The 14,006-nt window shown below is 58.2% G+C and carries 10 protein-coding genes; 6 read left to right on the top strand and 4 right to left on the bottom strand.

The genetic code is table 11. The features are described 5' to 3' along the window. Positions 1-120 precede the first annotated feature (120 nt). From ORY85_RS00780 to bfr (ORY85_RS00770), 3 genes are all read right to left on the bottom strand, one after another. On the bottom strand, positions 121-2,346 hold the full coding sequence (locus tag ORY85_RS00780; RefSeq protein WP_274572146.1) for a DNA internalization-related competence protein ComEC/Rec2: 2,226 nt from the start codon (positions 2,344-2,346) through the stop codon (positions 121-123). 116 nt (positions 2,347-2,462) lie between these two features. After that, the gene (gene bfr / locus ORY85_RS00775; protein WP_274572233.1) at positions 2,463-2,936 is read right to left on the bottom strand and encodes a bacterioferritin; all 474 of its coding nucleotides are present in this window, start codon (positions 2,934-2,936) and stop codon (positions 2,463-2,465) included. A gap of 26 nt (positions 2,937-2,962) precedes the next feature. Next, positions 2,963-3,427 (bottom strand): bacterioferritin, encoded by a 465-nt coding sequence (gene bfr / locus ORY85_RS00770; protein ID WP_274572144.1) that lies wholly within the window; start codon positions 3,425-3,427, stop codon positions 2,963-2,965. Between the two features lie 430 nt (positions 3,428-3,857). Between bfr (ORY85_RS00770) and typA the strand changes: the two genes are divergently transcribed. The 3 genes from typA (at position 3,858) to trpD (ending at position 7,630) form a co-directional block, all read left to right on the top strand. Beyond that, positions 3,858-5,666 (top strand): translational GTPase TypA, encoded by a 1,809-nt coding sequence (typA, locus tag ORY85_RS00765; protein ID WP_274572143.1) that lies wholly within the window; start codon positions 3,858-3,860, stop codon positions 5,664-5,666. 285 nt (positions 5,667-5,951) lie between these two features. Then, positions 5,952-6,536 carry an aminodeoxychorismate/anthranilate synthase component II gene (locus ORY85_RS00760; protein ID WP_274570986.1) on the top strand — a complete coding sequence of 195 codons (585 nt, stop codon included), beginning with the start codon at positions 5,952-5,954 and terminating at the stop codon, positions 6,534-6,536. Positions 6,537-6,589: 53 nt separating this feature from the next. Beyond that, the gene (trpD, locus tag ORY85_RS00755; protein ID WP_274570603.1) at positions 6,590-7,630 is read left to right on the top strand and encodes an anthranilate phosphoribosyltransferase; all 1,041 of its coding nucleotides are present in this window, start codon (positions 6,590-6,592) and stop codon (positions 7,628-7,630) included. Positions 7,631-7,705: 75 nt separating this feature from the next. Here the strand turns inward: trpD and serC are convergent, their stop codons facing one another. Then, positions 7,706-8,809, bottom strand: a complete 1,104-nt coding sequence (gene serC / locus ORY85_RS00750) for a 3-phosphoserine/phosphohydroxythreonine transaminase (protein WP_405030332.1) — start codon at positions 8,807-8,809, stop codon at positions 7,706-7,708. A 319-nt stretch (positions 8,810-9,128) separates the two neighbouring features. Between serC and rimP the strand changes: the two genes are divergently transcribed. From rimP to infB, 3 genes are read left to right on the top strand one after another with little or no spacing between them, the layout of a single operon-like run. Further along, the gene (gene rimP, locus ORY85_RS00745) at positions 9,129-9,560 is read left to right on the top strand and encodes a ribosome maturation factor RimP (protein WP_274570604.1); all 432 of its coding nucleotides are present in this window, start codon (positions 9,129-9,131) and stop codon (positions 9,558-9,560) included. A gap of 34 nt (positions 9,561-9,594) precedes the next feature. Next, positions 9,595-11,088, top strand: a complete 1,494-nt coding sequence (nusA, locus tag ORY85_RS00740) for a transcription termination factor NusA (RefSeq protein ID WP_274570605.1) — start codon at positions 9,595-9,597, stop codon at positions 11,086-11,088. A 9-nt stretch (positions 11,089-11,097) separates the two neighbouring features. Then, positions 11,098-13,851 (top strand): translation initiation factor IF-2, encoded by a 2,754-nt coding sequence (gene infB, locus ORY85_RS00735; protein ID WP_274570606.1) that lies wholly within the window; start codon positions 11,098-11,100, stop codon positions 13,849-13,851. Positions 13,852-14,006: the final 155 nt, after the last annotated feature.

Raw genomic sequence — 14,006 nt, 5'->3', positions numbered from 1 at the left:
AGTACCGCCGCCTGCCGGAAAAAGGCAGGCGGACAAGTATAGTGGCAAAGTATTTTCCTGTCTCAGCTTTATACAATTTATTACAGCTTTTCCTGCTGCTGTAATCATACAGTGTTGTTTTCATACCCAATCAAACGGCTTTTTCTGCCAATACGGCCGCCACGGCCGCACTTTGACGGGCAACCGCCTTCCCGCCCCCAGTTCGAACCGCCATGCACCGGACAAGTCGGTACGCAGCAGACGGCCGCCGTGGGCGCGCACACGGTTCTGCACGGCAGGCGACGGGTGACCGTAGGCATTGGCATAACCGCTGGACGCAACGGCATATTCGGGCGACACACTGTTCAAAAAACGCCCCGAAGACGACGTGTTGCTGCCGTGGTGTCCCAAAATCAGCAGCTGGCTGAACAGCGCGGAACCGTATTGCGCTATCAGCCGCTGCTCGCCCCGACTGTCCAAATCACCGGTCAGCAGCACCGCCTCCCCGCCGGCCACCGCCCGCAGCACACAGCTCTTCCCGTTATCGCTGTCGGCCGGCTCCTCCGGTGTCAGCCACTCGAAATGGACACCGTCCCACTGCCACGATGCGGGCGAACAGTGCCGTGCCCCGCTGTAAAACTCCGGCTGCCCCGCCCACACTCTATCGGGCACAAATGCCTGCCGCACCATCTGCCCGCCGCCGTCGTGATCGTTATCCCGGTGCGAGAACACCAGCGCGTCCAAACGCCGCACACCGGCCGCACGCAATGCCAGTATGACCTGACCGCCGGCAGCGGCGGCCGTTCCCGTATCAAACAACAAATCCCGATTGGCCGTTTGCAGCCATACTGCCAAACCCTGCCCGCTGTCCAGCACCGTTACATTCAGACGGCCTGACGGCGGCCGCTCCGGCCGGTACAGCACAAACAGCAGCAAAACCGCCGCCGCCCACGGGCGCAACCCCAAGCCCGCCGGTACCAGCCATACCGCCACGGCACAAAATGCGGCAGCCGCCAGCGGCCAAGGTGCGGCGGCTACCGACCACTCGGGCGCATACTCGGCCAACCATGCCAGCGCGCGCCAAGTGTATTCGCCCAACCAAACCGCCGCCTGTTGCAGCGGCGGCCACGGTATTGCCGAAGCGGCCAGTGCCAAAGGCACCAACACCCATGAAAACCACGGTATCGCGGGCAGATTGACCGCCGGACTCCATAACGGCAACACTGCAAATCCGTAACCCAGCATCACTGCCGACATCACGCCCGCCGCCCATTGTGCCCGCCACAACCTTCCGCCCTGCTCGCCCGTGCGCCAACTACCGCCCCACAGCAAAGCACCCACCAAACCGAAAGACAACCATGTCCCCGCCGCCAGAACTGCCGTCGGCCACAGCGTCAGCACCCCCGCCAACGCCGTCCACCAAGCCGTCCACACCGATGCCGTGCCGCCCCGCACCCATGCCAGCGCCACCACCGTCAGCATGGCCGCCGCACGTACCGTCGGTACGGCAAAACCGGCCAACGCCGCATACGCCCATGCTGCCGCCAAACCGACGGTCAGCAGCCACAGACGCGGCCGTTTGGGCGTATGCGGCGCATATTTCAGCAGCACCCGCCCGAATACGGCAGCCAGCAGAGCCACCATCGAGACATGCAGCCCCGAAATACTCACCAAATGATTCAGCCCCAGCGGGCGCAGTACCTGCCACATTTCATCGGACAACGCCCCCTGCTCGCCCACACTCAACGCCCGCATCAGCGCCACCCCGTTGTCCGCGCCCTGCCCGTACCAACGCTGCCAGCGCAGACTGACCGCCGTCCGCACGGCCGCCAGGCCGTCTGAAAACGGCCGTTTTTCCGCATCAACCGCCGTCCGCGCCGCGCCCACGCTGCCGATACCGGCCAAACCGTTGGCCAAAGCCCATGCCTCGCGGTTGAAACCGCGCAAATTCACTTCGCCCACCGGCGGGCGCAAACGCGCCGATACCCGCCAATAGCTGCCCGCCGGCCAGTCGCGCCCCTCATAATCCGACAAGCGCAGACGGTAATACCGCTTGTCCTCCGTCCACGCGTCGGCGGCAAACACCGTCCGCCGCCCGTCGGTTTGCGGCAAGTCCGCCACCCGCACCAGCAACACTTCCCGCCCTTGCCGCTCCGTCGGCCATTGCCCGTCCAAGGCCGTCTGAACCTGCCACACCGCAAACGCCGCTCCGGCCAGCAAAACGGGCAGCGGCCTCAGGCGGCGGAAGCGCAAAGCGGCAGGCAACAGCAACACGGCGGCGGCCGTCCACAGCCAAAGCGGCGGTATGTCCGCCAAACCGAACGACAACAACACCCCCGCCGGCCACGCCGCCAGATACCGCCGCATTTCTCCACTCCGCCAAAAATTTACGGACAAATTATGCTGAATAAATATTCCGCCCACAAGCACAAAAAAGCGGCCTGCCGATGCAGACCGCCCGTTGTTCCGCCTTTCAGACGGCATCAGTCTTCCTGGGCCGCCGTTTGCAGATAATTCATCAAACCCAGATTGGCCACCATCTCCTGCTGGGTTTCCAGCCAGTCGATATGCTCTTCGTTAATATCTTTCTGTTTTTCCAGCAATTGACGCGAAACATAATCCTGCTGCGCTTCGCACACCTGAATCGCTTCAACCAGCGCGGCATGTTTTTCCTGCTCTTTGCTCAAATCGCACCGAACAATCTCTTCCACACGCTCGCCGATGAGCAGCTTGCCCAGCTCTTGAAGATTCGGCAGACCTTCCAGCAGCAGAATCCGCTCGATCAGCGCATCGGCCGACTTCATCTCGACAATCGACTGCTTGTAGAAATGTTCGCCCAATTCTTCAAAACCCCAGTTTTTCAGAATGCGCGCATGAAGAAAATATTGGTTGATGGTAATCAGCAGCAGCCCCAGATTTTTATTCAGGCTGCGGATTACCGAACGGTCGCCCTGCATCATATACTCCTTTTCAGACGGCCTGCTTACAGCTGGCTTTGCAGATAATTTTGAATGCCCACCAAATCAATCAGGCGTAATTGCTGTTCCAGCCAGTGCGCGTGATCCTCTTCGGTATCTTTCAGCTGCGCCACCATCAGATCGCGGGTAACGTAATCCTGTTTCTCTTCACACAGCCTGATACCTTTTTTCAGCGCGGCCTGCACTTCCAATTCCGTATTCAAATCGGCTTTGAGCATGGACACCACATCGGTGCCGATATTCATTTTGGCCGGCACCATATTCGGCGTACCGCCCAGCATCAGGATACGGCGGATAAACACTTCGGCATGACCGGTTTCATCTTCCATTTCGTGACCGATACGCGCAAACAGCTTGTTGTAGCCCCATTCGGCATACATACGCGAATGGATAAAATACTGGTCGCGTGCAGCCAGTTCGCCCGCCAGCAACTCATTCATATAATCAATCACCGCTTTATCGCCTTGCATTTCATTTCCTTTCTGAACAATCTCCGGCTTCGGCATACCCGCTCACCGGCAACGGCGCCATTCTTTCAAAAAAAAACGGTTATTTCAAATTTTCTATTTAAAATACAAATAGTTCTCACAAGTAAAACACCGCCCGACCATCCAAACCGAAAGCTATCTCCTTGTCGCAAAACAAAAACAAATCAAAAAAGAACTGATAAACGCTTGCAGCGGCAAAATTAATTTACACACTTTAACCTTTAACCCGCCTGTTTTCAGACGGCCTGCCGCAACCGGAAACCAAATACAAGCCATTATCTTTTGCAAAACCGATCAAATACTTAAACTGTTCTGCAAACCCGTGTCTTCCTACCGCCGAAGACGCAGGATTTTTCCGCACACCATGTTATAATTGCCCGTTTTGACTGACTACAAACACAAGATTTTTCTCATGAAAGCAATCCGCAACATCGCCATCATCGCCCACGTCGACCACGGCAAAACCACTCTGGTAGACCAACTCCTTCGCCAGAGCGGTACATTCCGCGAAAACCAGCAGGTTGACGAGCGCGTGATGGACAGCAACGATTTGGAAAAAGAGCGCGGCATTACCATTCTGGCCAAAAACACCGCCATCGAATACGAAGGCTTCCACATCAACATCGTCGACACCCCCGGACATGCCGACTTCGGAGGCGAAGTCGAACGCGTATTGGGCATGGTCGATTGCGTGGTGCTGCTGGTGGATGCACAGGAAGGCCCGATGCCGCAAACCCGCTTCGTCACCAAAAAAGCGTTGGCACTGGGTTTGAAACCCATTGTAGTGATTAACAAAATCGACAAACCTTCCGCCCGTCCGAGCTGGGTCATCGACCAAACTTTCGAACTGTTCGACGCGCTGGGCGCCACCGACGAGCAGCTGGATTTCCCGATTGTATACGCTTCGGGTTTGAGCGGCTTTGCCCGCCTGGAAGAGGACGGCGAAGAAACCGATATGCGCGTGCTGTTTGAAACCATTCTGAAACACACGCCCGCCCCCAGCGGCAATGCCGATGCACCCCTGCAACTGCAAATTTCACAATTGGACTACGACAACTACACCGGCCGCTTAGGCATCGGCCGTATTCTTAACGGCCGCATCAAACCCGGCCAAACCGTTGCCGTGATGAACCACGACAAACAGGTTGCCCAAGGCCGCATCAACCAGCTTTTGGGCTTCAAAGGCTTGGATCGCGTACCACAGGAGGAAGCCGAAGCGGGCGACATCGTGATTATTTCCGGCATTGAAGACATCGGCATCGGCGTGACCATCGCCGACAAAGAAAACCCCGTCGGCCTGCCCATGCTGAGCGTGGACGAACCCACGCTGACGATGGACTTTATGGTCAACACCAGCCCGCTGGCCGGCACGGAAGGCAAATTCGTTACCTCGCGCCAGATCCGCGACCGCCTGAACAAAGAACTGCTGACCAACGTCGCCCTGCGCGTGGAAGACACCGACGACGCGGATATTTTCCGCGTTTCCGGCCGCGGCGAGCTGCATCTGACGATTCTGCTGGAAAATATGCGCCGCGAAGGCTTCGAACTGGCGGTCGGCAAACCGCGTGTGGTATACCGCGACATCGGCGGCCAAAAATGCGAACCGTATGAAAACCTGACCGTCGACGTACCCGACGACAACCAGGGCGCGGTGATGGAAGAACTCGGCCGCCGCCGCGGCGAGCTGACCAATATGGAAAGCGACGGCAACGGCCGCACCCGCCTCGAATACCATATCCCCGCGCGCGGCCTGATCGGTTTCCAGGGCGAATTTATGACCATGACGCGCGGCACCGGCCTGATGAGCCACGTGTTCGACGACTACGCGCCCGTAAAACCCGATATGCCCGGCCGCCACAACGGCGTACTGATTTCTCAGGAACAGGGCGAAGCGGTGGCCTATGCACTGTGGAATCTGGAAGACCGCGGCCGTATGTTTGTCTCGCCCGGCGAGAAAATCTACGAAGGCATGATTATCGGCATCCACAGCCGCGACAACGATTTGGTCGTCAACCCCCTGAAAGGCAAAAAACTGACCAACGTGCGCGCCAGCGGCACCGACGAAGCCGTGCGCCTGACCACGCCGATTAAACTGACACTGGAAAGTGCGGTGGAGTTTATCGACGACGACGAACTGGTGGAAATCACACCGCAGTCTATCCGCCTGCGCAAACGCCACCTGAGCGAGCAGGAACGCCGCCGCCACTTTAAGAAAGACTGACCCGCAAGGCCGTCTGAAAACAGCCTGCCGGACCGCCGCCCATGCGGCGGTTTTATTACGCCCGACACCCACAACTTTCAAATTCGGCAACATCTGCCCGACCGCCATGCCGCCCGTCCGCATCCCCCACCCGCCCGAACCGCAGGCCGTCTGAAAACGGCCGCTGCGGCAGACTGGCAGAAAAAAAGGATTTATGCCATGATGCCGAACCGGCCGCACCCGCGTATATGCTTTCTGCCTTCGCGGCATCACGGCCGCCCCTGCCAACCCGAATACGTTCACACCATGCTGCTTTTTATCGACAACTACGACAGCTTCACCTACAACATCGTCCAATATTTCGCCGAACTCGGTCAGGAAGTACAGGTGCGGCGCAACGACGACATTACCTTAGACGAAATTGCCGCACTCAAACCGCAATATCTGGTTATCGGCCCCGGCCCCTGCTCGCCGAAAGAGGCGGGGATTTCCGTGTCCGCCATGCGCCATTTCGCGGGTAAACTGCCGATTTTAGGCGTATGCCTCGGCCATCAAACCATAGGCGAAGCCTTCGGCGGCCGGATTGTCCGCGCACAAACCCTGATGCACGGCAAAGTTTCGCCCGTTTTCCACCACGGCACAGGCATGTTCCGCCACCTGCCCGACCCCGTTACCTGCACGCGCTACCACAGCCTCGTCATCGAACGCGCCACCCTGCCCGACTGCCTCGACATCACTGCATGGACGGAAGACGGCGAAATCATGGGCGTGCGCCACAAAACCCTGCCTGTCGAAGGTGTACAGTTCCACCCCGAAGCCCTGCTCACCGAACACGGCCACGATATGCTGGACAACTTTTTGCAGGAATTTGCCGCTTTTCAGACGGCATAAACAGCCGTTGCCGAGGCCGTCTGAAAACCGATTAATTTTAATTAAGGAAACCCATGATTACGCCGCAACAGGCCATCGCCCGCCTGATCGACAACAACGAACTGTTCCACGACGAAATGACCGACCTGATGCGCCAAATCATGCGCGGCGAAGTCCCGCCCGAGCAGATTGCCGCCATTCTCACCGGCCTGCGCATCAAAGTGGAAACCGTATCGGAAATCGCCGCCGCCGCCGCCGTGATGCGCGAATTTGCCGCACCGGTGCCGGCAGCCGACACCGCCAATCTGGTGGACATTGTCGGCACGGGCGGCGACGGGGCGCGCACCTTCAATATTTCCACCACCGTGATGTTTGTCGCGGCGGCCGCCGGAGCCAAAGTCGCCAAACACGGCGGGCGTTCGGTTTCTTCGTCCAGCGGCGCGGCCGATGTGATTGAAGCGATGGGCGCGGATTTAAACCGCACGCCCGAACAGATTGCCCGCAGCATTGACGATTGCGGCATCGGCTTTATGTTTGCCCCCAACCATCACAGCGCCATGCGCCACGTCGCCCCCGTGCGCCGTTCGCTCGGTTTCCGCAGCATTTTCAATATTCTCGGCCCGCTGACCAACCCCGCCGGTGCGCCCAACCAGCTTCTCGGCGTATTCCACATCGATTTGTGCGGCATCTTGTGCCGCGTCCTCCAACAACTGGGTTCGCATCACGCGCTGGTGGTGCACGGCAGCGACGGCTTGGACGAAATCACCGTGACCGGCAACAGCCGCATCGCCGAACTGAAAAACGGCACGATACGCGAATACGATATTTCCCCCGCCGATTTCGGCCTGCCGGTTTATCCCGATTTAAACGCGATTAAAGTCGAAAACGGCCGGGCATCGCTGGATATGATGAACCGCGTTCTGGCCGGCGAAACCGGCGCGGCTCGCGACATCGTGCTGCTCAACGCCGCCGCCGCCCTTTATGCGGGCAATGTGGCCGTCGATTTGGCACACGGCGTGCAGCTGGCGGCCGACGCGCTGGACAGCGGCCGCGCCCGCGCCGCACAACAGAAATTTATCGACACCAACCGCGCAACAGCCGCCGCCCATTCCTAAAATAGGAAATAGGCCGTCTGAAAACAAAAAATCCTTATCCGATGGCGGCGGATAAGGATTTTTTCACACTGCCGCTCAGCCGTAACGCCGCTGGAACTCGGCCATAAAATCAATCAGTGCTTCCACACCTTGAAGCGGCATCGCGTTGTAAATACTGGCGCGCATACCGCCCAGCGATTTATAACCACGCAAAAGCTGCAAGCCGCGCGTGGTCGATTCCTGGGCAAACCGCTCGTCCAAATCCGCGTTACCGGTGGAAAAAATCACATTCATTTTTGAGCGCGCGTCCGGATGGACGGGATTGCGGTAAAACCCGCCGCTCGAATCGATGGCCTCATAAAGCGTTTTCGCTTTCAGCGTATTGACGGTTTCCATCTGGCGCACCCCGCCCTGCGACTGCAACCAACGGAACACCAGCCCCGCAATATAAATCGGATAAGTGGCCGGCGTATTGTACATACCCTGCTTCTGAACATGCGAACGGTAGTTCCACACATCGGGAATACGGTCGGAACAGCGGTCGAGCAAATCCTCGCGGATAATCACAATCGTTGCGCCCGAAGGGCCGATATTTTTCTGCGCACCCGCATAAATCACGCCGAAATCGGCCACATTGATGCGCCGCGACAGAATTTCAGACGACATATCGCACACCAGCGGCGGCATATCCGCCCCCAGCTTCGGTACTTCGCCGTATTGCAGGCCGTGCACCGTTTCGTTAATCACAAAATGCACAAAAGCCGAATCGCGGCCGATGTCCCAAGATTCCACCGGAGGCAGGTCGGTATAAGCGTAATCGCGCCCGCCGTCGGCCGCCAGATGAATGGTGCAGTCGGACAATTTTCCCATCTGACTGTGGGCGATTTTCGACCAATTGCCTGTTACCACCGAATCCACCCGCCTGAACCCGCCGGCAAAATTCATCACCACCTGATTAAACTGCGCCGACGCCCCGCCCTGCAAAAACAATACCTTATAATTGTCGGGAATCCCCATCAGCTGACGCAGATCCTGCTCGGCATGATACAGAATACTGGCAAACACGTCCGAACGGTGGCTCATCGTCATCACCGAAAAACCCGTACCGTTATAATCGAACATCTCGCTTTGCGCGGTGCGCAGCACACTCTCGGGCAGCACGGCCGGCCCGGCGGAAAAATTGTAAATCGGAGCTGTCATCAGGCATCTTTCTTTATTTAACGCGGCAAACCGCCAATCGTGCCGCCGATTCTATCCCCGATGCCGCACCACGGGCAAGACGGAAAACCCGCATACCGTTGCACTGCGGCACTATATCCGCAACCGCCGCTTTCAGACGGCCCCGGGCCCGGCCGGAAAGGCCGTCTGAAAACACCCGCACCCCGATTTTCCGTACCGGATAAAACTGCGGAAAAACAACACTTTTCTTTTTTTCTCACCCGCGCTATAATGCGGCCAATTTTTCAGTTTCATGAGAAATGGCCACCGGGCCATTTTTTTGTTTTTCACGGAGTCATTCTTGGATATCCAAAACCTTTTAGAAAAAACCCTGCCGGGTTTGGGCTACGAACTGGTCGATCACGAACTGACCGCCCAAGGTACGCTGCGCGTCTTTATCGACAAAGAGGGCGGCATCACCGTCGAAGACTGCGCCAACGTCAGCAACCATTTGAGCCGCCTGTTTATGGTGGAAGACATCGACTATAAAAACCTCGAAATTTCCAGCCCCGGCCTGGACCGTCCGCTGAAAAAAGCAGCGGATTTCGTCCGTTTCGGCGGCAGCGAGGCCAAAATCAAAACCCGCCTGCCGGTAGACGGGCAGAAAAACTTTATCGGCCGCATCGAAGGCTGCGAAAACGACACCGTGCGCCTGTCGTTCGACGGCAAAACCGTCGAAATCGAATTGTCCAACATCGACAAAGCACGCCTGAAACCCGAATTTAAATTCTAAATCCAGATACCTTTTCCATGAAGGAGAACAGACCATGAGTCGCGAAATGCTGCAGCTGGCCGAAGCCTTGGCCAGCGAAAAAAACGTAGATGCCGATGTCGTGTTTGACGCATTGGAATTCGCCCTGTCTACTGCGGCCAAGAAAAAAGCCGACCGCGAACATATGGACGTGCGCGTCGAAATCGACCGCCACACCGGCGAATACCGCACCTTCCGCCGCTGGCTGATTGTTGCCGACGAAGACTACACCTACCCCGACGTCGAAAAAACCATCGAAGAAATTCAGGAAGAAATTCCCGGCACGGCCATTCAGATCGGCGAATATTACGAAGAACAGCTGGAAAACGAAGGCTTCGGCCGCCAAGCCGCACAAACGGCCAAACAAATCATTCTCCAACGCATCCGCGATGCCGAACGCGAAAAAATCCTCAACGAATTCCTCGAACGGCGCGAAGACATCGTGATGGGTACGGTCAAACGCGTCGAACGCCACGGTATCATTGTCGAACTGGGCAAACTCGATGCCCTGATTCCGCGCGACCAGTCCATTGCGCGCGAAAACTTCCGCAACGGCGACCGCGTCCGCGCCCTCTTCCTGCGCGTGGACGAAATCGGCAACTCCGGCCGCAAACAAGTCATTCTGAGCCGCACCTCGCGCGAATTTCTGGCCAAACTGTTCGAGCAGGAAGTGCCCGAGATTTCAGACGGCCTTTTGGAAATCAAAGAAGTGGCGCGCGATCCCGGCCACCGTGCCAAAATCGCCGTCAAAGCCAACGACCCGCGCATCGATCCGCAGGGAACCTGTATCGGCGTGCGCGGCAGCCGCGTCAATGCCGTAACCAACGAAATCGGCGGCGAACGCATCGATGTCGTGCTGTGGTCGCCCGAAACCGCCCAATTTGTCATCAACGCCCTGTCGCCCGCCGAAGTCAGCCGCATCGTGATTGACGAAGACAACCACGCCGTCGATGTCATCGTTGCCGAAGACCAACTGGCACTGGCCATCGGCAAAGGCGGCCAAAACGTACGGCTGGCCGCCGACCTGACCGGCTGGCAGCTCAACATCATGACCGTTGCCGAAGCGCAGGAGCGCCACGAGGCCGAAGATACCGCCCTGCGCGGCCTGTTTACCGAACACCTGAACGTAGACGACGAAACCGCCGGCGTACTGGTGCAGGAAGGCTTTGCCTCACTGGAAGAAATCGCCTATGTACCGGCGGAAGAATTGGCCGAAATCGGTTTTGACGACGACACCGTCGAACTGCTGCGCAACCGTGCCCGCGATGCCATTCTCACTTTGGCCATCACATCAGAAGAAAAACTGGAAAACGTAGCCGAAGACCTGCGTACGCTCGAAGGTGTGGATCAGGATATGCTGCGCGATCTGGCACAGGCAGGCATCATCACGCGCGACGACCTGGCCGAACTGTCCGTCGACGAATTAATCGAACTGACCGGCGTAGAGGCCAAACAGGCCGAACAAGTGATACTGGCCGCCCGCGCACACTGGTTTGCGGAAGAAAACTAAGGGGGACACATGAGTAACAGTACAGTCGAACAATACGCCGCCGAACGGCAGCTCTCCGTCGAACGCCTGCTGGAACAGCTGGCCAATGCCGGTGTCAGGAAAAACAGCGGCGGCGACGAAATCACGGCCGCCGACAAAGAAATGCTGCTGGCCCACCTGCGTAAGGCAAGCGGCAGCGGCACCATCAGTCTGACCCGTAAAAAAGCCGAAAAATCCACCGTCGCCGGCGTATCGGTCGAAACCCGCCGCAGCCGCCGCGTCGTCGTGCCTCCGGTAGAAGAGCAGCTGGCCGCCAAAGCGGCGGAAGAAGCCGCGCGCCGGGCCGCCGCCGAAGCAGCCAAAGCAGCCGAACAGGAAGCCGCCGCACGTGCCGAAGCCGAAGCGAAGGCCGCCGCCGAAGCCGCCGCCCGCCGACAAACGGCCGAAACCGGACAAAACGCGGTACAGACCAAAATTCAGACGGCCTCTGCGCTCGAAACCGGAACCAAACCGGCCAAAAAAGGACGCGACAAAAAATCACCTGCCCCGCAGCCGGTAGAAGTCGTCAGTGCCGCCGAACAGGCCGCCCGCGACGAAGAAGCACAGCGCGCGGCCAAACTGCGCGCCATGCAGGAACAGTTGCAGCGCGAAAAACAGGAGCGTCTGGAACGTCAGGCACGCCGCGAAGCGGCCAAAAAGCAGGCACAGGAAGAAGCCCGCGCCGCTGCCGCTGCCAAAACAGCCGAACCGCGTTCGGCCAAACCCAGCGAAAAAGCCCCGCTTTCTTCCGCAGCGGCCGCCCGCCCCGCCGCCAATACCGGTGCCAACCCCAGCAGCGGCAGCCGCAAAAAAGACGACCGCCGCAACAACCGCGACGATGCCGACACACGCGGCGGACGCGGACGCGGCAAAGGCGGCAAAGATGCCCGCAGCGGCCGCGACGACGACCGTGTGCGCGGCGGCAAAAAAGGCAAAAAACTCAAACTGGAACCGAACCAGCACGCCTTCCAGGCACCGACCGAACCGGTGGTGCACGAAGTCTTGGTACCCGAAACCATCACCGTGGCCGATTTGGCACACAAAATGGCCGTCAAAGGCGTGGAAGTCGTCAAAGCCCTGATGAAAATGGGCATGATGGTAACCATCAACCAGTCCATCGACCAAGACACCGCCCTGATTGTGGTGGAAGAACTCGGCCACATCGGCAAACCGGCGGCGGCCGACGATCCCGAAGCCTTCTTGGAGGACGGTGCCGAAATCAGCCATGCCGAACAGTTCAGCCGTCCGCCGGTGGTAACAGTGATGGGCCACGTCGATCACGGTAAAACCTCGCTGCTCGACTATATCCGCCGCGCCAAAGTGGTACAGGGCGAAGCAGGCGGCATTACCCAGCATATCGGTGCCTACCATGTGGAAACCCCCAAAGGCGTGGTTACCTTCCTCGATACGCCGGGCCACGAAGCCTTTACCGCCATGCGCGCGCGCGGTGCGAAAGCCACCGACATCGTGATTCTGGTGGTAGCCGCCGACGACGGCGTGATGCCGCAAACCATCGAGGCGATTGCCCATGCCAAAGCGGCAGGTGTGCCGATTGTCGTGGCCGTGAACAAAATCGACAAAGATTCGGCCAACCCCGAGCGTATCCGCCAAGAATTGACCCAGCATGAAGTGATTCCCGACGACTGGGGCGGCGAAACCCAGTTTATCGACGTTTCGGCCAAACAGGGTACCAACATCGACAAACTGCTCGAAGCCGTCTTACTGGAAGCGGAAGTGTTGGAGCTGACCGCACCCGTCGATGCGCCTGCCAAAGGCATCATTGTGGAAGCGCGTCTGGACAAAGGCCGCGGTGCGGTCGCCACGCTGCTGGTACAGAGCGGCACGCTGAAAAAAGGCGATATGCTGCTGGCCGGTACCGCGTTCGGCAAAGTACGCGCCATGATGGACGAAAACGGCAAACCGATTAACGAAGCCGGTCCGTCCATCCCCGTGGAAATCCTGGGCTTGTCCGACGTACCCAACGCCGGCGAAGATGCGATGGTACTGGCCGACGAGAAAAAAGCACGCGAAATCGCCCTGTTCCGCCAAGGCAAATTCCGCGATGTGCGTCTGGCCAAACAGCAGGCCGCCAAGCTGGAGAATATGTTCAGCAATATGGGCGAAGGACAGGCACAGAATCTGGCCGTCATCATCAAAGCCGACGTACAGGGTTCGTACGAAGCCTTGGCAGGCAGCCTGCAAAAACTGTCCACCGACGAAATCAAAGTCAATGTGCTGCACAGCGGTGTGGGCGGCATCACCGAGAGCGATGTCAATCTGGCGATTGCTTCGGGCGCGTTCATCATCGGCTTCAATGTGCGCGCCGATGCTTCCGCGCGCAAACTGGCCGAAACCGAAGATGTGGAAATCCGCTACTACAATATCATCTACGATGCCATCGACGATGTGAAAGCGGCCATGAGCGGCATGCTGGCACCGGAAGAAAAAGAGCAGATTACCGGCACGGTGGAAATCCGCCAGGTCATCAGCGTCTCCAAAGTGGGCAATATTGCCGGCTGTATGGTAACGGACGGTGTCGTCAAGCGCGACAGCCATATCCGCCTGATCCGCAACAATGTCGTCATCCATACCGGCGAACTCGCTTCGCTCAAACGCTTCAAAGACGATGTCAAAGAAGTGCGCATGGGCTTTGAGTGCGGCCTGATGATTAAGGGCTACAACGAAATCATGGAAGGCGACCAGCTCGAATGCTTCGACATTGTCGAAGTGGCACGTACGCTGTAATCCCGCTGCTGCCCGAACCGCCGGCCAAACCGGCGGTTTTTCGCATCTGAACCATCGGCCGGATACCGGTCATCCGACAATTTTCATACTTCCTCAACGCTGTCGGATACAAGTAGAAGAGTAGGTCGGATACCCGTATCCGACTATTTTTCATA

This window comes from Neisseria leonii, assembly GCF_028776105.2.
Taxonomy (GTDB): Bacteria; Pseudomonadota; Gammaproteobacteria; order Burkholderiales; family Neisseriaceae; genus Neisseria; species Neisseria leonii.
The sequence above is the reverse complement of the archived record's forward strand: the minus strand, read 5'-3'. Positions and strand labels throughout refer to the sequence as shown.